Origin of the sequence: Streptomyces phyllanthi (genome assembly GCF_009377205.1) — a bacterium.
Taxonomy (GTDB): domain Bacteria; phylum Actinomycetota; class Actinomycetes; order Streptomycetales; family Streptomycetaceae; genus Streptomyces; species Streptomyces phyllanthi.
Genome location: NZ_VJZE01000107.1, coordinates 1 through 23,947, shown reverse-complemented (window position 1 = coordinate 23,947; position 23,947 = coordinate 1). Strand labels below are relative to the sequence as shown.

Sequence of the window (23,947 nt, the reverse complement as noted above, 5' to 3'; positions counted from 1 at the left end):
CAGGCGGTCCTGTTCCGCGGCCAGCTCACGGATCGCCACGGCGCGGGCGTCGCGCTGTTCGCCCAGCTCCGCCAGCCAGGGGTCGACGGCCGAGCGGGCGGTGTCGGCCACCTCGTCGGGGGCGTGGGCGGGCAGCGGGCCCTCCGCCGGGTCGTGGGCGGTCAGGGCGCGTACGGCGTCGAGGGACACGCCGGTCAGTCTCTGCAGCCGCTCGGTCCAGGCCCGTACGGCCTCGGCGTACGCCTCCCCTTCCCGCGCCGTCTCCTCACGCCGGCGTCCGGCCCGCGCGCGTGCCTCCTCCGTCTGTTCCTCCAGGCGCTCCCGGGCGGCGTCGGTCTCGTGCGCCTCACGCCGGGCTCTTCGAGCCCTCTCCATGAGCCCGGCCAGTTCGGTCACGGCTCGGGCGCGGTTCCTGATCACCGGCCCCGCCGCGTCCAGTTGGGTGTCCCAGACGTCCAGGGCGCCGGCGCAGGCGTCCGTGTCGACGGCCAGTACCTCGCTGTGGCGTACGAGGTGGAAGTCGCCCTCCGGGGCCGTCAGTTCGGCCACCGCCGCGGCCGCGACCGGGAGGGCGGGGGCGGGCGCGGGCTCTCCCAGATGCACGGGGTCGAGCCCGGACCGCTCCGCCTCGCGCAGCAACTCGCCGTGCGCCGTGCCGAGTTCGACCAGCTCCTCGCCCAGCCTTCCGGCCTCGCCGGTGAGCCGCCGTCCCGCCTCCTCCTGGCTGCTGTGGGCCTGGCGAAGGGCTTTGAAGGCGGTCGCCGCCGCGCTGTGCAGCGCGGTCACGGTGGCGCGTTTCTCCGCCAGCTCCTTCAGGCCGCGGTAGGCGGCGCTGTCGTGCAGGGCGGCGAGGTCCGTCTCGGCCGCCTCCGACTCCGCCCTGAGGATCTCCAGGCGCGCGGCGATCTCGTCCTCGCGCGTACGGAGCTCCGAGGCCCTCTTCGCCGCCTCGCCGGCCGCACGCCGGTGCTCCGCCAGCCGTTCCAGCTCGCCGCTCACCTGGTCCGTCCGGCGGCGCAGCGCCCCGTGCAGGTAGCCGCGGTAACCGGTGAGGAAGGTCCGCAGTGCCTCGTCGGTCCGCTCCAGTCGCCCGAGGTCGGTCCGTACGGCGTCCAGGTCGTCGAGGTTGCGGGCCACCTTCTCCACGATCTCGTCGTCGAGCGCGGGCAGTGTCTCCGCGAGGACGGAGACCAGGCCGCCGGAGTCGATACGGTCGCCGATGGTGGGCCGGCGCAGACGGTGCAGCAGGTGGAGCAGGTTGCGGTAGCGCGCCGGGTCGGTGAGCCCGAACAGGTGGCGGGCCACCCGGGCCCGGTGCTCCACGGCGCGGTCGGTGACGTGCTCCGCGCCGACGAGCGACTTGAGCTGGTCAACGGGGAGCGGCTGGCCGGCGGGGGCCAGGTGCAGCTCCTGGCCCACCCGCAGCGGGGTGACGAAGAAGAACGGCTTGGCCGTCCTGGTCGACTGGGAGGCACGGATGGCCGCGCCGAGGGTGAGGTGGTGGTCCTGCCCCTCCTCGTCGGTCCGCGCGAACTCCACCCACAGGTAGCCCAGCCGGTTGGTCTGCTGGAAGCCGTCGAGCATCAGCCAGAGGAGCGTGGTCCGGCCCGTCCCGGTGGCGTCCAGGGCACGGGCGTCCCCGTCGAGGAGGTACGGCAGCAGCATCTCCAGGGCCTTGGACTTGCCCGCGCCGTTCTTGCCGCGCAGCAGCAGGCGGCCGTCGCCGAAGGAGAACTCCTGCTCGTCGTACTGCCAGACGTTCCGGATGCCGGCGCGGTGGAGGCGGTAGCGGTGCGGGGACGGGGGGCGATTCACCGGGGCGGCTCCTGGTCGAGCTGTGGGGGTTGGTCGGGCTGTGGGGGTTGGTCGGGCTGTGTTGACTGGCCGGGCTGTGGGGGCTGGTCGAGCTGTGAGGGCTGGTCTGGCTGTGTTGACTGGCCGGGCTGTGGTGGCACGTCTGGCCGTGCGGACTGACCGGGCTGTGGTGGCACGTCTGGCCGTGCGGACTGACCGGACTGTGCCTGCACGCCTGGCCGCGGGGACTGACCGGTACGGGACGTGACGGCCACTGTGGTGGCGAACCGCGCCGCAGCGGCGAGCAGCACCCAACCGCCCCCCGCGCGGTCCTGGCCGCGGGCGCCGGAGACATCGGTGACCGACCGGCCGTCCGGCGCGGCGTCCTCGTACCCCTCGGGCAGACCGTGCCCGTCGGCGCGCACCGGCCCGGCGGGCGCCACCAGTCGCATACGGACCAGCAGGTCGAGGACCGCGGCGAGCAGCCCGTCCCGGTCCTCCACCAACCCGCGCCGCCAGTTGCCGCGTCGGCCGTACTCCTCTACCAGCTCGTCGAGCAGCTCCGGCAGCAGCCCGTCCGGTACGGGTACACCGACGACGAGCCGTCCGCCGACGGCGGGATGACCCGGATCCTCCGGTCGCAACCGCTCGACCAGCCGCTCCACCAGCAGCAGCGCGGCCTGGGCGACCGTGCCGGTGCCGGGCAGGTGGAGGTCGGTGAGTTCGTCGTCCGGGTCGACGAGCGCGATGCCCTCGGCACGGATCTCGGCCTCCAGGCCCAGCAGTTCGGAGAAGGCCTGGGACTCGCGCCGCTGCCGGGTCCTGAGCCATTCGCGCTCGGCACCGGTGAGGTCGTCGAGGTGGACGACGGGGGTCTCGACGAGCCGCCTGCGAACGTACGTACGCGGGCCGCCGAACCCAGGGTCGGCGGCCCTGCGGACAAGATCCGCCCCGTCGCGGCTCTGCGCCAGCGGCCCCGCGACGACCGCGCGGGCGATCTCACGGTCCACGGTCAGCAGGGCCTCGCCGCCCCGCTCCTCGGCGACGGCCGAGACATGGCCCTCGGTCTCCGCCAGAACACCCCAGTCGACGAGCTGCCGCAGCGCGGCGGCGAGCGTACGCCGCTCCGCCTGCCGCCCGGTGTCGCCGGCCTCGATCCCCGCGTCCACGGCCGCGGCCCTCAGATCGGCGACGAGCTGGGAGAGCAGAAGCTGCTCCGGAGCGGTGACGAGAACGGACAGCGCGAGGGCCAGGTAGGCGTATGTCCGTGGCGTGAAAGGCGTACCGGTGGACGGCCGCTCCAGCCGATGCCCCGAGCCGGGCCCGAGTCCCGCCTTGAACAAACGGGCGTACGACGCCTCGACGACGAGCCGATAGCCGAACACCTGCTGGAACCGCTGGGCGAGCCAGTCGGCATGCCGCCGGACCAGCGGGAAGGTGTCGCTGTACGGACCGTCGCTGGTGACCAGCGGATGGGCGAGCAGCAGGCGGGCGGCGGTACGGCGCTCGGCGGCGAGGGCCACGTCGTGCGCGGAGGGCAGGGCCATCACGCGCTCGCCTCCTCGACGGCGGCGGCTCCGCCGGCGCCCATGCTCTCGACGACGAGGGTGAGATCGTCCGCGGTGAGGTCACCGTCCACGGAGCGCAGGAGGGTGTGCCGACCGGGAGTCCGCCACGCGGTGAGCCGGATACCCAGGTCGGCGTCGCCGGCATGAGCCCCGTCGAGCAGAAAGCCACCAGCTCCGTTGTCACCGTCACCCTTGTGCAGTTGGGCGTTGCCGAGGGCGGCGGTGAGGAGCTCCAGCAACAACCGCATGGCGGCGGACCCCAGCCTGACCTGGTCGAACCGCCCGGAGGCACTGCGCAGCTCGGCGGCCGCGGCCAGCCGGGCTTCGGCCTGCTCGCGCGCCTGCTCCATCAGCCGGCGCTTCTGCTCGCCGTGGTCCTCCACCGCCGCGGCCCGCCCGCGCGGGGCCCGGCTGCCGCGCTCGCGCAAGGCCACGGGCACGTCCACGACGGGCCCGTTCCACCAGCTCACATACGCCGGTACCGACTGATCGGGATCGGGCGCGACCCCGAGATGCCGCGCCCCGTACAACCCGAACGCGGCAACCGCGATGTCATGGGCCTCTTCAGTCTCCGCGGCGTCGAACCAGGCGGCGAGCCGGAGCAGGTCCTTACGGCGGGACATCTCCCCGGACGCGGACCGGAGCATGCGCTTGGCGTTGGCGAGCAGCGACTGCAGGGCCCGCAGGGTGGCGTCCCGCAACTGGTCCACCTGACTCCCCTGCCCGTCACTGTCGGCGAACCAGTCCCGCAGCCCCTCCCAGTCGGCAAGATCCCGCCCCCGGCTGCGCTGCACCCGAGTCTCGGGCAGCACACCGGAAAGTCCTCCCAGCGTTCCGAGTCCGACCACGTGCTCGTCGATACGGCTCAGCAGAGCGGGCAGATGAGGCCAGATGGCCCCCAGATGCACGGCGATGCGCGGCGCCCGGAAGGACACGTCCTCGGTGATCGCCTCCACGTAGTCGAGCAACAGCTCCTTGAACCCCTGGTACTCGGCGCCGTCGAGGTCGTAGCGGGCGAGCACCTGCCCCAGGTAGGCGTAGAAATCCCGCACGGACTCGGCGAACTCGCCGAACTGCACGAAGAGCGTGCTGACCCTCTCCAGCGCCTGCTGAGGATCGGCGCCGCCCGGCACGGCGACCATGCCGGCGATCTCGCTGAGCCCCCGCTCGACAAGCGTGAGCAGCTCACTACTGACCTCCCGCGCGGCATCGGCTCCGGCCAGCACCTCATCGGCGTCCCGCTGCACGCGCTCACCGAGCTTGGACAGCTGATACCGGGACCGGGACCGCTGATACTCGGCGATGCTGGTCGCCCTGACGGTGTGCGTACTGCGCAGCAGATTCCCCCACCGCACGAGCTGCTCCAGCCGGGCGGTGAGCGTCTCGGCGTCGAGCGCCGCTCCCGGGCCCCCGACCTGGGCCAGCTTGCCGGACACATCGGGTACGGCGAGATCGGCGAGCAGGGTCCCGCAGAACACCCGCATCACCGCGACGTACTCCAGCCGCTCGGGCGCGCTGAGATAGGCGTATGCGCTGAGCCGCTGCCAGGCCTCGTCGGTGCGGGTGCCCTGACCAGGCAGGTTCTCGTGCCGGTCGGGCAGATCGTGGTGCCGGTCGGGCATTTCTTGGTGCAGGTCGTCCCCCTCCATAACGCTGAGCGTACGGACCGCGACTGACATCCCGCGAGGAGGCCGGGAAAAACCGTCCGCCGCGCCGGAAAGGAAGACTGGTCGGGCCGTACGCCGAGTGCCTGCGGCTCCAAGTCGCCGCCCTCGCGGTCGTAAGCGACGTGCCCTGCGGTCCCGAGTCGAACCGCAGGGCACGATCAAGCAGGGCGACTCAGCCGAGTTCTTCGGCAGCGAACCCGACGAAGGCGGTCCATGCATCCGAACCGACCGCCAGGCCTGGGCGGTCCGTGTCCTTCGTGTCCCGCACGTGCACGGTGTGGAGGCAGGTGGCTACCTCCAGGCACTCACCACCGGCTCCGCCGCTGTAAGTGCTCTTGAACCAGTTCAGCCGGTCCGAGCTGTTGGCGGTCTTATCGACGCTCATGGTTCTCCCAGCGACTTCTCGATGAAAGCCAAGGACTCACGCGGAGTGAGAGCTTGCGCTCGGATGATTCCATAACGGGACACGATGCCGCGAACCTCTGTTCGCTCGCTCACGATTGTGCTCCGCCCCTGGGCTTCCAGGTAGGCCACCTGGTCTCCGCCGTCTCGATGCAGGACGATGAACGGCCCATCGACGCCGGCATTGTCCTCTCTGTCCAGCGGCATGATCTGAATCTCCACATTTCGGTAGGCGCCGACGAGCAGCAGTTGCTCCAGTTGCCCACGCATGACTGCACGACCACCCAAGGGACGCCGTAGGACAGACTCATCGATGACGAAGCTCAGCAAGGGAGGTGGCTTGCGGTTGAAAACCTGCTGTCTGGCCAGTCGTGCCGCAATGCGCTGTTGGACCGTCTCTTCATCCAACAGGGGACGCCACATCTCGAATACAGCCCGCATGTACTCCTGGGTCTGCAGAAGACCGGGGATGGCATGGGTTCCGTAGACCCACAGCTCAACCGCCTCCGCCTCCAACCGCGCCGCATCCCGAAAGAACGCCGGATACTGCGCCTGCGCGACCTCCTCCTTCAGCTCCTGGAGGACCCCACCCGCGTCCAGCGCCTCGTCCGCCGCGTCGATGAACTTCGGCGGCGGCACCCGCCGCCCCTGCTCGAACGCCGCAATGGTCGCGGGCGAGTACCCCATCCGCCCGCCGTACGCAGCACGGTCGATTCCCGCCCGGAGCCGGAACCGCTTGTGCTGCCGCCCGAACACCCGCAGGATGCCCGTCCCCGGCTCCGGCTGCGCCCCCGACTCCACACCCGCGCCGTCCCCACCGGTCGCACCTGCCTCCCTGGCCGCCCTCACCATCTCCGGACCCGACACCCCGGCCCCTGCGGCCTCACCATCCGGTCGTAGCAGTTCACCCATCGCTCCCTGCCCACCTCCACCCGTCACCCGTCAACCCGCCAACTCACGGTCCGCACCGCCCGACACGCCGCACCACGCCCACAGACACCGACAACACGCCTACCACGCCTCGCTGTCGGGGCGTCACTCACTGTCGACGCTAGGAGAAGGTCGGCCATCGAACCGGCGAACCCGCGAAGTTCCCTGCAAGGTGTGTACTCGTTCGTCCCGCGTCCACCCGTTCCCACACGCTCAGAGCACAGTGGCCAAGCCCCAACCGCAGCCAGATGACGCCCTGTTGTCGTCCACTCACCCGCGATAACCTGCACAGGTCCTGTGCGGGACGACCAGCAACAGCCCGCACAACCAGCGACAGAAATAAGGACACGAGGGGGACCGTGGAGCGGCGGGGCAACGACGTGCGGGGGCACTACGACGGGCTGGCGGCCGAGTACGACGAGCACTGGGTCTACGGTCCGGACTACATTCCCTGGATGTCCGGCCGGATCACCGAGGCACTGCGGCTCAGCCCCGCGGACCGGATCGCCGACATCGGCTCCGGAACGGGCCTGTTCGCAAGGGAAGTGGCCCGGCAACTCCAGCCCCGCCAGCCGATCCTGTGCGTCGACCCTTCGGAAGCGATGCTGCGCCAGCTAGGCACGCCGCCTCCCCCTGCCCTGACACCGATCGTCGCGTCCGCCGAGGACATCGCCGAAGGTCGCGCCGACCTGCCGTACGAACGACTCGACGCGATGTGGCTCAAGGAGTCGGTGCACCACGTCGCCGACCAGGCACGCACCCTGGGCGGTCTGGCCGACCGGCTGGCTCCTGGGGGACGGCTCCTGGTGGTGATGCTCCCGGCCACCATCCAGTACCCGCTGTTCCAGGCGGCTCTCAACCGTTTCGAGGAGTTGCAGCCGGACCCGGCTGGCATCGAGGGTCACCTGCGCGCCGCCGGGCTGGAAGCCGGCCTCACGCACGTCGAGCATGAGCTGCGTATCGACCGGGAGAAGTACTTCGGCATGGTCCGTGCCCGTTACATGTCGCTGTTGTCCACGTTCAGCGACGGCGAAATCGAGAAGGGCATCGAGGAGATGCGGGCCGCGCACCCGGAGCCCGTCCTGGTCTTTCCCGATCGGTTCGCGTTCGTCCTCGGCAAGCGCCACGGGGAGGGCGTGTGAGCGCGGTGGTCGACGAACGGCTTCGGCGCCTGCGTAGTGAACTCGACGACCACTCGCGGATCGCCGACCGGTTAGGGCTCGACCTGGAGCGGCCACTGCGGTCGCTCGACGACGGTTATCCGGAGAACGCGGTCGCCCTGGTCGGGAAGCTGACCGAAAAGCTCCTGAAGGAGCTGTGGCGTCACCACGGCATTGAGGGTGACCCTTCGACGAAGGCTTTGAACGACCTGGTCAAGCGCTGCCGTCCCCACATCCGCAGCAGTACGGTCCTCGACGCGCTGGAGGACATCCGGCGGCTGCGCAACCGGTCCACGCACGACGGGTACGACATCAGCGACGAGGACGGGCTGCTTGCGGTCCGCAGGTTGGTCGACGTGCTGGTCTGGTTCACCGACACCGGGAGCGCGGCGCTACTCGGCGGTGAGCCCGACATGGCACCGGATGTAGCGCTTCGCTGCGAGTTCCTTGCCGGGCTGTACGTCACGCTGGGCTACCGGCAGGCAAAGCGCTTCGTCCTCAGCCCGGACACGGTGTACCAGCTGTTCTGCCGCGAGTCGGGAATGCGGCTGGAATACGTGGAGCTGATGCTCTCCCGGGACGCCGATGACCTGAGCACCGTTCTTGCTTCCAGCGGGGGTGAGTTGCTGCGCACCCGGCTGCCCAAGCTGACCCGGTTCGTTGTCCTGGAGGACGAGAGCGGCGGCGGTGCGGCCCCCAAAGCCCTCCATCAGCTTCTGGGCCAGGACTTCCGGATCGTGCGGTACGACGGCTTCGTCGACGCCATCGTCAACCTTGATACCCACCTCGCGCCTCTCACCGGTGCGGTGGACCCCGTCGAGCCCCGGGCCGCTGTCGCCGCGGCGACGTTGACCACCGACCCACGCACCGGCGAGGCACAGGTAATGCGGTCCGGCGACGCGGCGACGCTGCTCGCACACCTCGCACGCGGCAGCGCGAACGTACTGGTCACAGGCCGCCCCGGAAGCGGAAAGAGCACGCTCCTGCGCGCGCTGGCGGCCGATGCGGAGACCCGCCGCTTCCGCTTCTACTTCGACCTCGGACTCAAGCCGAAGGGCGAGCCTTTCCCGGAGTACGCGGCTCGTCTCCTCGCCCCGGCCATGCCGTCGGTGGACCGCTCCCGCGTCTACGACCTCTTCCTCTACCTGATCCGGTCCGGAACCGCACTGTGCGTGCTCGATGCCGTCGATGAGGGGGTCGAGGAGTCGAGCCCCGCCGGATTCGTGCGGCTCTTCACCGATCTCGCGGCCGTTCTGTCCGCCGAGTCGGCAGTGGTCATGAGTTCACGGGTGTCCTTCCTCACGGACTCCCCCCAAGTGCGCCAGCTGCTGGACAGCGGCGCGGGCCGCTCCGAGCAGCTGGTCGAGCAGATGTATACCAACGGTCTCGATCCGGCTCGTGTCCCGCACTTCCACGTCGTACGCCTCGCCGAGCCGGAGGCGACTCCTCTGGAGAGGCACCTCACCACCGAACTGCAGCTCCCGTCGGGGCAGTCCCTGGCGGACATTCTTGGCGCGCACGTGACGCGGACACTGGGCGAACGTGGGCAGCCGGACCTGGAGCGAAGGCTGCCGTCAGTGTTCGGACGGGCGTTTCTCACCGACCGTAAAGTCTTCTCACTCATCGACCTGGTCCGGCAGCTGGGTGCCAACGCCTTCATGGATGGACGCCTCGATCTCGACGCCTGTGTCCTCGCGCCACTGCTGCGCCCCGCCGGCCCCGATCACGTCGCCTTCGTTCACACGGCATATCAGGAACTGCTGGCCGCCCGGTACCTCGCCGCCCCCGAAAACCGGACCACCGCAGCGGACGTTCCCGGGGGTGCCTTCCTCACCGAGCAAGTGCGGGCCTTTCTTGCCGAGTTGCCGAACACTCCGGAAACCGACGACTGCCTGCTGCCCGCCGGGGCCTATCTTGTCGGCCCGGCCGAAAGGCTGCTGATCCGCCGCGTCCGGCGCCCGGTGCGCTTCGATCGTCATACTGTGACCGTCGCACGCTACCGCCGTTTCCTGAACGCACTGGAGGCGGACGGCACGTCGCGATGGGACCATCCGGAGCAGCCCGCCCACCTCACGCACCGCCCCATGACCGACCGGCTGCGGCACCCCGACTACTACGAGAATCCCCGCTACGACGCTCACCCGGCCGTTTGCATCACCTGGTGGAGCGCCCATGCCTTCGCCGCCTTCGAAGGCAAGCGTCTCCCGACCGCGCTCGAATGGGAGGCTGCCGCGCGCGGCGCCGGCGGGCGGCTGTTCCCTTGGGGCGACACAGCCGACCGCACACGCGTCAACTGCGCCGACTCATGGGTCGGCCGACCCGTCGTTACGTACCAGGCTTGGTACCGGGACTTCGCGGGCGACGCCGTACGCCGGGCCGGGGTGACACCCGTCGGGGAACGCCCCGGCAACCGCTCGCCGTTCGGCGTCCTCGACATGGTGGGCAACTGCTGGGAATGGACGTCCACCTCCCTGTCTGACCCTGGCGCGGCCGTCATCTGCGGCGGCAGCTACGACAACCCGATGCGCGCGGTGCAGGCCAGCAGCAAGGGCGTCTACCGGAAGCACGGTGGAAGCAACGCGGTCGGCTTCCGGTGCGTGCAGGACATCGACAGTGACAGTGGCACCAGCGGAGAAGAGGAGACGGCAGTATGAGCGGCGGCGGGCCGCGCCACGGAACCATCGTCGACACCAGGCCGACCGGCGGGGGGCTACGCGGTGTGCTCAGCTCCTACGTCGTCCAGGACGACGAGAACGAGCGGTACTACGGATTCGACTACCGGCAGATCGTGACCGAGGGATTCCGGACCATCCGCCCCGGCGAACGCGTCCGCTTCCACATCAGCGCCGAGAGCCCCGACCGGGCCGAGTTCGTCATCCGTCTCGACCAGCCCGACCCGGCCGAGTACTACCGGTGACCGCCGAAGTGCCGCCGCTCGACGAGACCACCGGGGCCCGCCAGGAGCTGACCGTCGTCCTGCCCGTGCGGCTGCTGCGCGTTCCCGACTGGCCTGAGGGGCCCTTCCCGTTCGAGCTGGGCAGCCGCCGCACCGACGCAGTGACCCGGTCCACGTACTTCGCCCCCGCCTCCGCACGTGCCCTGTACGGGACACCTGGTCGGCCCTGCCGCTGGCACCTGCCACAGGACGTCAAGAACGACGGGCTGCACCTGCTCGGTGTCGAACTGCTGCGCGCGGCTACGGCCCGCAATGCCGAACACGCGCTGGCGGTACTGCACTTCAGCGTGGAGAGACCGCTCCTGCCAGTGCTCCGGGCCCTGGCCGGCCGGCGTCCGAGCACGGCCGACGAGCCGCTCACCGGGCCCCTCGACCCGGCCGGGCTCCTCGCCAGGGTCGCCGACGTGCGTGTCACAAGCGCACCGTTCGCCATCGCCCGGCCCTACACCATCGCGTTCATGACCCCCTCGGAGCAGCACACCCCCGTGCTCCGCGACGGCCCGCAAGGAGCCCTGCCCGGTACCGCGGACCGCTGGCTGTGGCAGATCGCCTCACGCTCCACACCGGAGGACTTCCCCCTCCCCCCGGAGACCGCCGACGAGCAGCTCAAGGACGCCATAAGGATCTCGGCGGACTGGAGCGCCCTGGTGCTCCGGCAGGGGACGGCCTTCGTCGGCCACCGACCCGACACCGGCGCGGGTGACTTCTTCGAGTTCGGGGCCCTGCACTCCCGTACCGTCTATCTCGACGCCCTGCTACTCGGCTCTCTCCAGCGCGATCACATCGACGAGCTCACGGACGAACTGTCCGCGGTGTTCGACTCCTCACGGCTGGCACGCCGAGTCGCCGCCCTGGAGAGGAACATCGCCGTCTTCCGCAGCACCTACTGGCGACAACACCTCACCGCCCACGGCCCGGCGAACGATCTGCTGCTCGCCTTCCAGAACCAGCACCGGTTGTCGGCCCGCTTCAACGAGATCCTCGCCGAAGCGGCCGACTACAGCAGGCTCGTACAGACACAGGAGAGCCAGCAGATCAGCGGAGCCTTGGGCGTCCTCACCATCCTCGGCCTGCCGCTCGGCACCGCACTGAGCATCCTGCAAGTACTCGACGACGACTCGGTGACCCATCTCCTCATCGCGCTCGGCCTTTCGGTCGCCGCCACGGCAGCGGCCCTGACGACACGGTACGGACGCCTGGTCCTGTCGTCGCTGCGCGGCGGTGACGGGAAGGCGTAGCTCAGCAGTAGGCCACCATCCGCCCCCGTCCACCGGCCCCGAGGATCTCAGCTATCGCGGGACCGAGAAGGTGATGTGGACGGTCGGTGAATGGGACGACTTCCGCTATGCCTGCGCGGTGAATCCCACTGTTTGAGCGAGCGAGCCACGCCGCTGCTGGTCCGTCCGCACCAGTTCACCGCAGCGCGGCACACCCGAGCCGGGTCGTGTCCTTCTCGCGGTGTAGACGATCACGCTCCCTGACCGTGATCGGCTACACCACAACAAGGGCGCTGTCGCGAGTGTCGGATCCACGTGCAGGTCACCGCCGAGAAGACCCCGGGCATGGCGTACTCCCCACCGTGAGGAGACGTCGATGGCGTCGCCCCGTATGGCAGACCACCGATGAGTTTCCGCGCCCGCAGCCGTCTGCAGGTACGACATTCGGCATCCCGCCCAAGGGCGAGACAGGAGACGAGACATGAGCACCGAGCAGACCACCACGGCAGGCGGCTTCACCTACACGCTGACCCGAGCGCTGGACGCCCCCGCGGTGAAGGTGTGGCGGGCGTGGACGACGGCCGAGCAGTACGCCCAGTGGGCAGGCGCCGCCGCCGGCTCCGTCGAGATGGACGTACGGCCGGGCGGAGCGTGGAAGGCGACCATGGTCACCCCTGACGGCGGACAGTTCCCGCTGACCGGGTCCTACCTCGAGGTCGCCGAGAACAGCCGTCTGGTCGTCGGCATGGACGTACCCGGCAAGCCCGAGCCCGCGGTCATGACGATGGAGCTCGACGAGCAGGACGACCACCACACGCGGATCGTGCTCCGTCAGACCTGCGACACCGCCGAGGAACGCGACATGGCCGAGCAGGGCAGCACCATGCTCCTCAACAGCCTGGGCGCCTTCCTGTCCCCGAAGCCGGGGCACTGAACGATCTCCGAAGTCACCAGCAGGTCGTGCGTCACGGGGCAGGCCGGGGCCGGACCTGCCCCGGCCTGGGCCTGCCCCGGCCGGCCGGCTGCGCAGTTGCCCACCCGTCACCCCACGGATGCCCACTGTGCTGCCGGCTCCTACGGCGTCGGTGGACGATGCCCCGGCGACGGGTCGAGGGCCTCATGGTCCTCGCGGAGCCGGGTGGCGAGTTCGATCTTGGTGGACGCGGGCCTCCCCACGTTCCGGTATTTCGCCTTCACCCGTTCGAGGTGGGTCTTGGCGGTGCCGAGGGATGTGCTCGCTCGTCGAGTCGGAGGCCGCCGCCTGCCAGACGAATCCCGCGGTGACCAGGGCGACGGCTCCCGCCGCTGAGGCGATCTTGCGAGCCGTCGAGGGCTTCATGGCGATCCTCCCGGAGGGCTCAGCTCTGCGCGGTGCCGGGCCAGGGGCCGCGCCGTCAGCGTATCGGCGCGGACGGGGCGGGCGCCGCCCGTCGGGAACGGACTACGTTGCGCTGCCTTGGGCGTCGAACATCACCTTGACGCTGTCGCCGAAGTGAGGGCCGACGGCTTCCTGACCCGCCCACCGAGCGGCACCGGCTCCGGGGCCTCACGCACGCCGGCACCCGGGAGCGAGGACGACGCCGGGGGCGCGGAGCCCTGGCGACCGGCACGCACGTACTTCGGTTTGCGGGCTCCCCTTCCGGCCGCCGGGACGGAACGGGAGCCCGGAACCGGAACCCGCGACCGCCGACGACTCCGGCATGCCGGACAACGGCAGGGGCACGAGACGCCCACTTATATATAATGGATGTTGCCCTTGAATAAAGGAGTCCAACATGAGTGTGACGACGATCGACCTTGATGACGACGCCCTGGAGAAGGCCATGCGTGTCGCCGGTGGCGGCACCAAGAAGGACGTGGTCAATGCCGCCCTCCGCGAGTACGCCGAACGCCATGAGCGGGCCGCGCTCGTGGCCAGGTACTTCCGCGCAGCCCAGCAGTGGGATTACGAGGGCTGGCAGCGACGCCGCGCTGAGGACAAGCAGGGGAGCGCGTGATCCACTACCTGCTCGACTCCTCGGGCCTGTGGCGCCTTCTGCGCGAGGAGCATCTGAGGGATGCGTGGCTGGAGACCACCATCCTCCGGGCCATCGGGTCGTGCGCCGCCCAACGAGCCGAGTTCCGGCGCTCAGCGCGCAACACGGTCGAGTACGAGGCCATGGGGCAGATGTTCACCGACCTCTACCCTGATGTGCCGCTGCCGAAGCGGTTGTGGGACTGGGTCGACGCGGCCCAGTACGCTCTCGCCGAGAAGGGCGCCCTCGGCGCGGCCGGGCCGCTCGACCTGATGATCTGCGCGACCGCCGCGCACCACGGGCTGATCATCCTGCACGACGACGCCGATTTCGCCACCGTCGCGCGCTTCCTGCCCGACGTCAGCGAGCGGAACGTGCGTAACACCCCAGGTCTGTAACACCCCAGGTCTGTAACGCCCCGGCCGTCGCGGACCAGAGGCGAGTGGTGAGGCTCCGGGGCTCTTGCCTCACCGGTACCGTCCACCCCGTCACACGCTGTCCGACCTGCCGGTTCCTCCCTAGGATGCCCACGAGGTACCGGTAGCGCGGCCCGGCCGGCCGGTGCGGCAGTTCCTCCGTCTCCCCGTCCCAGGAACGGAGGAGGTTCCGCCGGATGTACGTCGCCAGCCCGTCGCGTACGTCGCGCAAGTCCCCGCGCGAAAGGTCCGCGGCACCCCGTTCAGCGGATGCAGCGGCACGCCGGGGGCGGCGAGCAGGCGGGAACAACGTCACCTCTCCGAAATCCGTACTAGAAATACAGAATTAAGGGCTCTATTTGGGTGTGGTGACGGCATGGAGATTCCCGAGGTCGTGACCGTCAGCGACGCGCGCGCGAGGCTGTCACGGATTCTGGCCGACCTGTCGGAGTCCGGCGCGGATGCCGACCCGGTCCTGATCGGCGCCCATCGCAAGCCCCAGGGCGTCCTCCTGTCCGTCGAGGCCTTCGAGGCGCTGAGCGGCCGCGCGGCACGACGTGCGGCCGTCGCTTCGGCCACCGGCTCCATCGAGGCCGAGGGGCTCCACGCCTCCGAGGCCTCCGATCGCGACACCGAGGCGTACGTAAAGGGCGACCTCGACGCGGACACCCTTGTCGCCCGCGCGATCGCCCGCCACCGACAGGCTTCGGAGCGGCGGGCCGGGTGAACGATCCGTACGCCATGCCCAACGGCGTGCGCAACAAGCTCGACATCACCGACCATCAGCTACACGCGGCAGCGGAGGCGGACATCGGCAGCTGCCGCCGGAACTGAACGAGACACTGGACGACCTGGAGAACGGCCTGGGGCCAACCCTCCGACAGGGCAGGAGGGAGAACAGCGGAGCCTGGAGAAGGACGCATTGGGCACCCTCCTTGAAACGTTCGGTACGGACCGCGATCCGCTCGAAGCGTGGCAGCAACCGCGGTTCCTGCGGGCCCTCGTCGACCACGACGTGCGTGGGGCCCATGGGTTCTCGGGCCCCACGCACCGACGGGCACGTCAGAGCGTGTCCGGACCGTCGTCCATCATGCGGCGGGCCTCGGCCAGAGCGGCGGTGTGCGTGAACCACTCCAGCACCGCGCAGATCTCCTCGCCGTGCCCGGAGAAGACCTCCAGCGGGAAGGACGGACGCAGGTCCAGTTTGGCCTCGGCCAGGTCGATGCCCTCGATGCCGTTCAGCCGGGTCATCAGCTCACGGCGCAGCGGCTCGTCGTCGAACGGGGGGCGCCGCTTCAAGTACTGGAAGACCACTTCGACGGTGCCCGCGACCGGGTAGATCCCCAGTGGCCAGAGCGCACGGGCGATATCGCGCGCGTCGCCGAACCGCACCATCGGGAAGCAACTGGTCTCGTCGGCTCGGCCGTAGGCAAGGTGGCCACCCTGCTGCTCCCAGAAACGCAGCGCGCCGAGGACGCCTTGCACGGTCTCATCGGTCTGGTTGTCGCGGAGTTGCGCTTCGAACCGGTCGGCCGCCGTCTGCTGTTCGCCTTCGGCGGGCGCGGACGGCGCGGTCTCATTCGCCGTGTCCTTGCCGAGCAGGGCCGCCAGGTCGGCGGTGGTCAGCCGGTGGGACCGACGGGCCCGTCCCGATTCGTCGAAGGGAACACCCTCAGCTTCAAGCCGGGTTCGCGCGTCGCCGGACTCATTGCCGTCCGGCCACCGGAAGCCCGCCGAGACGCGGCCGTCCGCCGTCAGCACGCGGTAGGCGCCGTGCAGGCCCGTCCTGGTCGCCAGGTGCTGTCCCACAGGGACGGCATGGGTGCCGATGAGTGCCGCCATATCGCCGTACGTCGTCCACGTGCCGGCCGGCATGGCGAGGAGCGCGGCCCGGAGCTCCTTCCAGCCCGCCCACTCGTCCTCTGCCTGGACGACCCCCTCGGCCGGGCCGGGCCACAACCGCACCGCCCTGTCCGCCAGTTCGTCGGCGCGGGCGAGGATCTCCGTCCTCCCCCACCGTTCCTCGGCGGCGATCCGCTGGTTCATGCGCAGGGCGCTGGCGTCGAGGATTTCCTGCTTGCGGCGGAAGGGATGGTTCGACAGGCGCGCGTTGTCCGCGGAGAGGGTGAGGTTGCCCAGGGTGTGGACGAGCAGGGCGTGCAGTTCGTCCGAGCTCTGGCCGTCCTCGGCGTCCTCGGCGAGAAGGTCGTACCACTGCTGGGCCGGGTTCTGCGGCAGGACGTGCTCGACGGTGAGGGATGCCTTGGCGTAGTCGACGGGCTCGCTGCCGTCGTAGCTCTCCTCCAGTCGGCGCAGCACCTGGAACCGCTGGTTGCTGCGGCCCGCCTTGTAGAAGGGGCGGGTGCGGACCGCCTCGCGCAGCGCTTCGTCGCCGGGCCAGACGCGTGCCCCCGTCCTGTTCCGGGACAGGAAGCGGCGTACGGCGTCAGCCGGGTCGTCGTCCTTCTCCAGTTCCTTGGGCATCTCCATGAAGACCCGGTTGCTGCCCGTGGTGGACAGACCCGCCAAGAGGCGGCGCACCATGTAGCTCTCGGCGTACGCCAGCGCTCGGGCGGCCTGCTGGGGCGTGGCCCGTCCGTCGTCGACACGGTCGAGCAGCTGGAGCGCCAGCGGGTAGTGGGTCTGGCCGCCCCAACGGGACAGCCGCTCCAGGACCTCGCGCAGCTCCGGGTCCGGCTCCCGCCGGGGGTCCAGGATGCGCATCAGCCGTTCGGCCCGGCGGGCGAGGGAGGCGATCTCGGCCTCCAGTGCCGCCTCGTCGGTGCTCAGCGGCTCCAGGCGCTTCTTCTGGTCGCGGTAGATCTCGCTCTGCTTGGCCCGGCTGTTGCCCGCCACGACCAGGTCGAGCCAGACGAGCAGTTCGAGGTTGTCGGGACCGAGGAGGTCCTGCATGGGCAGCCAGTGATGGCGGTAGACGGACTCTCCGCGGGTCTGCAGGCACATGAAGAGGTAGTTGCGCAGCAGGTCGCTCTGGCGGAGGCCGACACCGGTGTTGTTGATGGATTCGAAGATGCGGTAGACGTTGTCGCCTTCGGCCGCCGTGATCTCGACGATGGACAGCAGACTGCTCAGGACGGTTTCCACCGCGCCCGTCCACGCCTCGCCGCCGTTCTCCTCGCCCTCCGTGAGGACGGCCAGGAAGAAGCGGTAGGCGGCGCCCACGTTGCCGGGGCCACCGGCCTTGGGGGTGTTCTCGACGCAGGCGGTGAAGGCCTCGCGGTCGGCCTGCGTCGGCAGGAGGCGGTAGTGGTCGTCGCCGTTGCGGTACCTGTTGACGAGCACGAGGTCGTGAATGCGGTCGGCGTCCCGCTCGGCACCCCGCTCCCGGTAGCGGTCACGCAGCGCGGTGAGGGCCAGCATGAGGGTGGTGAGCCGCTGCTGTCCGTCGACGACGAGCCAGCGCTGCATGCCTCCCGCGGTGATCCTTCCCGGGGCGAGCACCACGGAGCCGAGGAAGTGGGTCGCGGGGGTTCTGCCCTCCAGTTGCTCCTCGACCAGCTCCAGCACGTCGTCCCAGAGCTGCCGCAGCTCGTCCTGCTGCCAGCTGTAGGTGCGCTGGTAGAGCGGCACCTGGAACTGCTTCTCGCCCTGGACGAGCTCCTTGAACGTGGTCTCCTGAGCGTGCACTCGCCTCTCCCCCACTGTCTGCCGGGCCGGCTCATGCTCCCCGTCGGACTGGGATGGCCTCTGCCCCGACTCGATCACCAGCGGTGACACTATCGGCCGAACCTCTGGGCGCACACCTCGTTCCGCCCATCGTGAGGGACGTCGTAAATGAAGGAGCAGGCCTGGATGCGCCGTGCCGCCGGCCTCGGCGCGGACCTCGGCCGCGGCCTCGGCGACGAACTCGCGGCGGGACGCCTGGCGGGCGAGGCGTAGAGCCTCCAGGACGGCCATCCTGGAGGCTTCGCTCGGCACCGATTGGAGGTCGGTTGGAGGTCGGTTGGAGGTCGGTCCGGACACCACCCGTGGTTTTGGCGGGCCTGGGTGGCGTCCACGGTGCGGTCAGGTGAGCAGGTCGCGGAATCCGGTGAGCAGGGCGCGCAGGCCGAGGTCGAAGGCGTAGGCGGCGCGGCTCTGGCCGGTGGCGGTCCGGTCGAGCACGGCGCTCAGGTGTGGGGCCGTTTCACGGGCCACGTCCGAGAGCATCACGGGGGGTGCCACCAGGTCGAGGGCCGAGCCGAGGATGAAGCTCTCCAGTGCGGTGATCAGCGGCATGATCTCGCTCTCGGCGAAGCCGGCGGTGAGTAGGAGCTCGGCGACCTTCTCGTACATCGCATGCATGAAGGGCTCGGTGAGCGGGGCGGTGGCGAGCAGGGGCACCGCCCCGGGGTGGGCGGCGAAGGTGGAGAGGTAGGAGCGGGCCCAGCTCTCCAGAGCCTGCTCCCAGGGCTGCGACCAGTCTTCGCCACCGCCGGTCGTCAGGGCCAGCTCCTGGCGCATGAGCGAGATGATCTCGTCGCGGCCGGAGACATGGTGGTACAGCGCGGACGGGGCGACGCCGAGGGCTTTGGCGAGGGCCGGGATGGACAGGGTCCCCTTCTCGTCGGCCAGCCGCAGTGCCGCGGCGCCGATGCGCCGGCGGTCCAGCAGAGGTGTGCGTGGCCGTCCCACAGTGGCTCCTCGTCGTTGTGCCGCAGGTTCGCGGGTGGTGGTGGGGCGCCTTGCGGCGCCGTGACCCAGACGTTACCGAATGCCTTTCAGTAAAACTCTTCCCCGTCACCGGGGCGGCGCCTACATTACTCGAAACCGAATGCCTTTCAGTTTGGCACTCGGGTGAGGGAAGGGCACCGCCACACGTCATGTACGCCGACATCGTCTTCACCGGAGGCACCGTCCGGACCGGGGCCACGGACGTTCCCGTCCAGGACGCCCTAGCGGTCACCGACGGGCGGATCACCGCCCTGGGCCCGGACGCGCTCACCGTCCGGGGGCCGCGTACGGCCGTGGTCGACCTGGCGGGCGGGGCGCTGCTGCCGGCCTTCGGCGACGGGCATGTGCACCCCGTGCTGGGCGGGCTGGGCCTGCGGGGTGTCCCGGTGCGGGAGTGCGGCAGCGTCGAGGAGATCGTCGAGGCGGTACGGCTCTGGGCCGACGCGCATCCGCAGGCCCCATGGATCACCGGTGACGGTTTCGACCCCTGGCTCGCCCCCGACGGCCGCTTCGACGCCCGGTGGCTGGACGTCGCGGTGTCCGACCGTCCCGTCGTCCTGCGCACCACGGACCACCACACCGCCTGGGTGAACAGCGAGGCCCTGGGCCGAGCCGGATACTCCACCGACAGCCCGGATCCGACGGGCGGCGAGATCCTGCGCCGGGCCGCGTCCGCCGAACCGCTGGGCACCCTGCGCGAGTTCGGAGCCGTCAACCCCGTACTGGCCCTCATCCCGCCGGCCTCCCACGAGGTGCAGGTGGCCGCCCTGCGTGAAGCCGCCGCCGGATTCGCCGCGGCCGGAGTGACCTGGGTGCAGGACGCCCTGGTCGAACCGCACCACATCGACGCGTGGATCACCGCGATGACCACCGGCCCGGGACTGCCCGTCCGCGCCGACCTCGGCTTTCTCCTGGAACCCGACGGTTGGCGTGAGCGGATCACCCGGTTCGCCGCCGACCGGGACCGGGTCGAGAGCGAGGCGCCCGGGCTGCTGACCGCCCGCACGGTGAAGTTCTTCGCGGACGGGGTCATCGAGTCCGGGACGGCCGCCCTGCTGGAGCCGTACACCGACTGCCCGCACTCCCACGGCATCGCGAACTGGTCGCCCGCGGAACTCGCCGAGGCCGTCACCGCCGTGGACGCCCTCGGCTTCCGTCCCCATCTGCACGCCATCGGAGACGGCGGCGTCCGCGGCGCCCTGGACGCCATCGAGGCGGCCGTCCGCGCGGGCGGCCCCGGCGACCGCCGACCGGTCATCGCCCACGCCCAGCTGATCGACCCCGCAGACCTGCCGAGGTTCGCCGAACTCGGCGTGATCGCCAACCTCCAACCGCTGTGGGCGCAGTCCGACCCCCTGATGACCGAGCTCACGTTGCCGAGAATCGGACCGGAGCGCGGCGGACGGCAGTACCAGATCGCCGCCCTGCTCACCTCCGGTGCGCGGCTCTCCTTCGGCAGCGACTGGCCGGTCACGGCCTGTGAACCGCTGCGGGGCATCGCCACCGCGGTCACCCGCCAGACATCCGACGGGACCCCCGAGGGCGGCTGGCTCCCCGAGGAGCGGATCGACACCGCGACCGCCCTGGCCGCCTACTCCACCGGCTGCGCCCACCAGGCGTTCGAGGAGAAGGAATGGGGCGTACTGCGCCCCGGTATGCGCGCCGACCTGGTGCATCTCGCCGCCGACCCGGTCGAGACCGCCCCCGAAGCCCTCGCGCGGCTGCCCGTCCTGGGCACCTGGCTCGCCGGCCGGCGCACCCACGCCGCCGACGGCACTCCCGACGACCTGTGTGCCAGGAGACGATAGGCGTACGCCGTCGTCGTCACGACCGGCCCGCGCGTCCGGGACAACTCGCTCACTCCCTCCAACGCACGCACCACACGGAGACCTCCATGACCGAGCCCCTCGCGCCCACCGCTCCCCAGCAGCCACCGCACGTGGCGGGCAGCTCTCATCTGCATCGCGGCACCCTCGGTGTCGCCGACATCGTCTTCTTCGTCGTGGCCGCGGCGGCCCCGCTCACCGTGATGGCCGGCGTCGCGCCCCTGGCCATCCTCTTCGGCGGCATCGGTGCCCCGGTCGCCTATCTCGGTGTCGGCGTGCTGCTGGTCCTCTTCGCGGTCGGATTCACGGCCATGACGCCGTACATCCGCAACGCGGGCGCCTTCTACTCGTACATCGCCCGAGGGCTCGGCCGTCCGTCCGGGCTCGGGGCGGCCCTGCTCGCGGTGTTCTCGTACAACGCCCTGCAGATCGGCATGTTCGGGGCCTTCGGTTTCTTCTCCGCCACCACGGTCAACGACCTCCTCGGCGTCGACCTGCCCTGGCCGGCGTACGCCTTCGCGGGGATCGCCGTCGTCTGGTTCCTGGGCTTCCGCTCCGTCAACCTCGGCGCCAGGGTCCTGGCCGTCCTGCTGATCGCCGAGACCGCCATCCTGCTGCTGCTCGCCGTCGCCGTGCTGGTCAAGGGCGGGGCGAGCGGGCTGGCCTTCGACTCGTTCGCGCCGTCCCATGTCCTCACCTCCGGCATGAGCGGACCGCTCGGTCTCGCCGTCGCCGCCTTCATCGGCTTCGAGGCCACCGCCATCTACCGCGAGGAGGCCCGCGACCCCGACCGCACCGTGCCCCGGGCCACCTACCTGGCCGTCGGCTTCCTCGGCCTCTTCTACGCCTTCATCACCTGGGTGATCGTGCAGGCGTTCGGCAGCGCCCAGGCTGTTGGTGTCGCTGCCGAGAACCCGGCGGAGATGTTCTTCACCGCCATGACCCGGTACGTCGGCGACTGGGCCACCGATCTCCAGCGCGTCCTGATCGTCACCAGCCTGCTGGCCGCCCTGCTCGCCTTCCACAACGCCATCACGCGGTACGTCTACGCCCTGTCCGCCGAGCATGTCTTCCCCGCCGCCCTGGGCCGGGTGCACCCGCGGCACGGCTCGCCCTGGGCCGCCGGTATCGCCCAGAGCGTCCTGGCCGTGATCGTCGTCGCCGTCTTCGCTGTGATCGGTGTCGACCCCTACAACGAGTTCTTCCTCTGGGTGAACACTCCCGGCGTGGTCGGCATCCTCGTCCTGCAGGCGCTTGCGGCCTTCGCGGTCGTCGCCTTCTTCCGCCGCAACCCGGCCGCACGCGGCGAGGGACGCCTACGCACCCTGATCACCCCGGCCGCGGCCGGCATCCTCCTTGCCGCCGCCACCGTGCTGGTCTGCAAGCGCCTCGACCTGTTCACCGGGGCCGGTCCGGCCGTCAACTGGATGCTGGTCGCGCTCACTCCGGCCGTCTTCCTGGTCGGCGTGGCTCTCGCCGTACGCCTGCGCCGTGCCCGGCCGGACGTGTACGCCAAGCTCGGCACCACGGACGTCGACTGACGGGAAGTCCGACACGGAACCGCCCGCCACGGACGCGCGGTGGCGGCCCCGTACGAGAACATCCCCTCTGAACCAGGACGGCACCGACGGAACGGTCGGCATCGTGATCACGGTGCCGACCGTTCCGTCGGTGCGTCAGGAGCACGGTGGTTCGCGACGGGCCGGACCGGCCCCGGCAGGGGGACGCCGAGTTCCTCGAGGCGGGCCTCGATGACGGGCCTCGATGACGGGCCTCGATGACGGATGTCATGCTGCGGCCTCCCCTGCGTTCACAGGCCCTCGACAGCCGCGAGCAGCCGTCGTACGGCTTCGTCGACCGTGGAGCGGGGGCAGCCCAGGTTCACCCGCATATAGCCGTGGCCCTCCATCCCGAACTTCTGTCCCCTGTCCAGCCACAGGCGCGCCCTGGTGAGCATGAACCTGTCCAGGGACTCGGCGTCCATCCCGAGGTCGCGGCAGTCCATCCAGGCCAGGTAGAGGGAGTCGGCCGGAAGGACCCTGACCTTGGAGGTGGCGCTGTTGACCGCCTGGGCGAAGTGCGCGTGGTTGCCGCGCAGGTAGGTGAGCAGTTCCTCCAGCCATGGCTCACCGTGCGCGTAGGCGGCTTCGGCGGCGACCATGCCCAGTACGTTGACCAGCGGGAACACGTTGCGCTCGTACTGGCGGGTGAGCTCCTCGCGCAGCCTGCGGTCGGGGACGAAGACGTTGGCGCTCTGCAGGCCGGGGAGGTTGAAGGTCTTGCTGGGGGCGGTGCAGGTGATGCTGTTCCGCGCGAACTCCCCGCCGAGGGAGGCGAACGGGATGTGCTTCTTGTCCGGGTTGATGATGAGGTCCTGATGGATCTCGTCGGAGATGACCAGGACGCCGTGCCGGGCGCATATCTCGCCCATGGTCCTCAGTTCGTCCTCGGTCCAGACGTTCCCGGTGGGGTTGTGGGGGTGGCTGAGGATGAACAGTTTGGTGTCGGGCCGGATGGCGGCCTCGAACGTCCGGGCGTCGAACCGGTAGCCGTCGCCGGCCCTCTCCAGCGGGGCGTGGGCGAGGTGGCGGCCGTTGAGCAGGACGTCGTCGTGGAAGTGGACGTACACGGGCGGCTGGATCAGGACCGAGTCGCCCGGCGCCGAGAACGCCTGCACCGCGGTCTTGAGCGTGGTGATGACGCCGGCGGTCTGCAGCACCCACTCCCGCGGCACCTCCCAGCCGAACCTCCGGGCCTGCCAGCCGGTCACGGCGTCGAGGTAGCTGTCGGTGGCGCCGCCCGGATAGCCGAAGACGCCGTATTCCACGGCCTGGTGGAGCGCGTCGATCACGGCCTGGGGGGCCTTGAAGTCGGTGTCGGCGACCCACATCGGCAGCGGGTCGGCGGCGGCCTCGTCGGCCGTCAGCAGTTCATGGGCGAACGCCCACTTCATGGAGTTGCTGTGCTTGCGGTCCACGACGGTGTCGAAGACCGATCCCGTGGTGCTCCCGGCGGAACCCTGTCGCGCCAGGTCGAAGGGGGTGGGGTCGGTGGCCATGGCTGGATGCTAGCCACGACGAGAGGCAAGATGCGTGTCGAGCCGGTGACCGAGGAGATCGCCGAGGAGGCCACCGGCCTCCTCAGGGAGACGGGGCCTGCACGGCCACAAGTGCGCCATTGACGCGGCCCTCGCCGCCGTCGCCCTGCGGCGGCCCGGCCGGGTCATCGTGTTCGCGTCGGACGAGGACGACATACGCAGGCTGTGCGCCGACCGTGTGGTCGTCGTGAAGCTCTGACCCGAACACGGCCCGCCCCCCTTCTC

The 23,947-nt window shown here is 70.3% G+C and carries 19 protein-coding genes; 10 read left to right on the top strand and 9 right to left on the bottom strand.

The window, feature by feature from the left end:
- The 5 genes from FNH04_RS17585 to FNH04_RS17560 all read right to left on the bottom strand — a co-directional run.
- On the bottom strand, positions 1–1,815 hold a 1,815-nt coding region (locus FNH04_RS17585), incomplete at its 3' end, for a TIGR02680 family protein (protein WP_322723222.1).
- Positions 1,812–3,341: a TIGR02678 family protein gene (locus FNH04_RS17575; protein ID WP_228031456.1), complete on the bottom strand. Its 1,530-nt coding sequence runs from the start codon at positions 3,339–3,341 to the stop codon at positions 1,812–1,814. The genes FNH04_RS17575 and FNH04_RS17585, both read right to left, overlap by 4 nt.
- The gene (locus tag FNH04_RS17570) at positions 3,341–5,011 is read right to left on the bottom strand and encodes a TIGR02677 family protein (RefSeq protein ID WP_228031455.1); all 1,671 of its coding nucleotides are present in this window, start codon (positions 5,009–5,011) and stop codon (positions 3,341–3,343) included. Before FNH04_RS17570 ends, FNH04_RS17575 begins: the two co-directional genes overlap by 1 nt.
- Before the next feature lie 190 nt (positions 5,012–5,201).
- Positions 5,202–5,414, bottom strand: coding sequence for a DUF397 domain-containing protein (locus tag FNH04_RS17565; RefSeq protein ID WP_152785283.1), 213 nt, complete (start codon positions 5,412–5,414; stop codon positions 5,202–5,204).
- Positions 5,411–6,283: a helix-turn-helix domain-containing protein gene (locus FNH04_RS17560; protein WP_152785295.1), complete on the bottom strand. Its 873-nt coding sequence runs from the start codon at positions 6,281–6,283 to the stop codon at positions 5,411–5,413. The genes FNH04_RS17565 and FNH04_RS17560 overlap by 4 nt, the downstream gene beginning before the upstream one ends.
- Before the next feature lie 437 nt (positions 6,284–6,720).
- Between FNH04_RS17560 and FNH04_RS17555 the strand changes: the two genes are divergently transcribed.
- The 8 genes from FNH04_RS17555 (at position 6,721) to FNH04_RS17520 (ending at position 14,852) form a co-directional block, all read left to right on the top strand.
- Entirely contained in the window at positions 6,721–7,503 is a 783-nt protein-coding gene (locus tag FNH04_RS17555) for a class I SAM-dependent methyltransferase (protein ID WP_322723221.1), read from the top strand.
- The gene (locus FNH04_RS17550) at positions 7,500–10,175 is read left to right on the top strand and encodes an SUMF1/EgtB/PvdO family nonheme iron enzyme (protein ID WP_322723220.1); all 2,676 of its coding nucleotides are present in this window, start codon (positions 7,500–7,502) and stop codon (positions 10,173–10,175) included. The genes FNH04_RS17555 and FNH04_RS17550 overlap by 4 nt, the downstream gene beginning before the upstream one ends.
- Complete coding sequence (locus tag FNH04_RS17545; protein ID WP_152785281.1) at positions 10,172–10,438, top strand: hypothetical protein; 267 nt, start codon at positions 10,172–10,174, stop codon at positions 10,436–10,438. The genes FNH04_RS17550 and FNH04_RS17545 overlap by 4 nt, the downstream gene beginning before the upstream one ends.
- Positions 10,435–11,715: a hypothetical protein gene (locus FNH04_RS17540; RefSeq protein ID WP_322723219.1), complete on the top strand. Its 1,281-nt coding sequence runs from the start codon at positions 10,435–10,437 to the stop codon at positions 11,713–11,715. Before FNH04_RS17545 ends, FNH04_RS17540 begins: the two co-directional genes overlap by 4 nt.
- Before the next feature lie 460 nt (positions 11,716–12,175).
- A complete protein-coding gene (locus tag FNH04_RS17535) occupies positions 12,176–12,628 on the top strand; it encodes an SRPBCC family protein (protein WP_152785279.1) in 453 nt (150 codons plus the stop codon).
- 841 nt (positions 12,629–13,469) lie between these two features.
- Complete coding sequence (locus tag FNH04_RS17530) at positions 13,470–13,691, top strand: type II toxin-antitoxin system VapB family antitoxin (RefSeq protein ID WP_152785277.1); 222 nt, start codon at positions 13,470–13,472, stop codon at positions 13,689–13,691.
- A complete protein-coding gene (locus tag FNH04_RS17525) occupies positions 13,688–14,107 on the top strand; it encodes a PIN domain-containing protein (RefSeq protein ID WP_322723218.1) in 420 nt (139 codons plus the stop codon). The genes FNH04_RS17530 and FNH04_RS17525 overlap by 4 nt, the downstream gene beginning before the upstream one ends.
- 394 nt (positions 14,108–14,501) lie before the next feature.
- A complete protein-coding gene (locus FNH04_RS17520; RefSeq protein ID WP_152785275.1) occupies positions 14,502–14,852 on the top strand; it encodes an antitoxin VbhA family protein in 351 nt (116 codons plus the stop codon).
- Positions 14,853–15,187: 335 nt separating this feature from the next.
- On the opposite strand, the gene FNH04_RS17510 is transcribed toward FNH04_RS17520, so the two are convergent.
- Positions 15,188–17,773, bottom strand: coding sequence for a GmrSD restriction endonuclease domain-containing protein (locus tag FNH04_RS17510; RefSeq protein WP_322723217.1), 2,586 nt, complete (start codon positions 17,771–17,773; stop codon positions 15,188–15,190).
- Between the two features lie 378 nt (positions 17,774–18,151).
- Entirely contained in the window at positions 18,152–18,760 is a 609-nt protein-coding gene (locus FNH04_RS17505; protein ID WP_322723216.1) for a TetR/AcrR family transcriptional regulator, read from the bottom strand.
- A 188-nt stretch (positions 18,761–18,948) separates the two neighbouring features.
- Here FNH04_RS17505 and FNH04_RS17500 point away from each other — a divergent pair, with 188 nt between their 5' ends.
- Complete coding sequence (locus FNH04_RS17500; RefSeq protein WP_152785269.1) at positions 18,949–20,607, top strand: amidohydrolase; 1,659 nt, start codon at positions 18,949–18,951, stop codon at positions 20,605–20,607.
- Positions 20,608–20,693: 86 nt separating this feature from the next.
- Positions 20,694–22,166 (top strand): APC family permease, encoded by a 1,473-nt coding sequence (locus FNH04_RS17495; protein WP_152785267.1) that lies wholly within the window; start codon positions 20,694–20,696, stop codon positions 22,164–22,166.
- A gap of 269 nt (positions 22,167–22,435) precedes the next feature.
- Here FNH04_RS17495 and FNH04_RS17490 read toward each other — a convergent pair whose 3' ends face one another.
- Both FNH04_RS17490 and FNH04_RS47645 read right to left on the bottom strand, forming a co-directional pair.
- Positions 22,436–23,683, bottom strand: coding sequence for a MalY/PatB family protein (locus FNH04_RS17490; RefSeq protein WP_152785265.1), 1,248 nt, complete (start codon positions 23,681–23,683; stop codon positions 22,436–22,438).
- Positions 23,684–23,765: 82 nt separating this feature from the next.
- A partial coding sequence (locus FNH04_RS47645) for a hypothetical protein (RefSeq protein ID WP_228031453.1) occupies positions 23,766–23,947 on the bottom strand: 182 nt, incomplete at its 5' end.

Bases quoted from the DNA above. Each gene is read 5' to 3' on its own strand.
- FNH04_RS17575 (WP_228031456.1), bottom strand. From the start codon at position 3,341: ATGGCCCTGCCCTCCGCGCACGACGTGGCCCTCGCCGCCGAGCGCCGT.
- FNH04_RS17570 (WP_228031455.1), bottom strand. From the start codon at position 5,011: ATGGAGGGGGACGACCTGCACCAAGAAATGCCCGACCGGCACCACGAT.
- FNH04_RS17565 (WP_152785283.1), bottom strand. From the start codon at position 5,414: ATGAGCGTCGATAAGACCGCCAACAGCTCGGACCGGCTGAACTGGTTC.
- FNH04_RS17560 (WP_152785295.1), bottom strand. From the start codon at position 6,283: ATGGTGAGGGCGGCCAGGGAGGCAGGTGCGACCGGTGGGGACGGCGCG.
- FNH04_RS17545 (WP_152785281.1), top strand. From the start codon at position 10,172: ATGAGCGGCGGCGGGCCGCGCCACGGAACCATCGTCGACACCAGGCCG.
- FNH04_RS17535 (WP_152785279.1), top strand. From the start codon at position 12,176: ATGAGCACCGAGCAGACCACCACGGCAGGCGGCTTCACCTACACGCTG.
- FNH04_RS17530 (WP_152785277.1), top strand. From the start codon at position 13,470: ATGAGTGTGACGACGATCGACCTTGATGACGACGCCCTGGAGAAGGCC.
- FNH04_RS17520 (WP_152785275.1), top strand. From the start codon at position 14,502: ATGGAGATTCCCGAGGTCGTGACCGTCAGCGACGCGCGCGCGAGGCTG.
- FNH04_RS17500 (WP_152785269.1), top strand. From the start codon at position 18,949: ATGTACGCCGACATCGTCTTCACCGGAGGCACCGTCCGGACCGGGGCC.
- FNH04_RS17495 (WP_152785267.1), top strand. From the start codon at position 20,694: ATGACCGAGCCCCTCGCGCCCACCGCTCCCCAGCAGCCACCGCACGTG.
- FNH04_RS17490 (WP_152785265.1), bottom strand. From the start codon at position 23,683: ATGGCCACCGACCCCACCCCCTTCGACCTGGCGCGACAGGGTTCCGCC.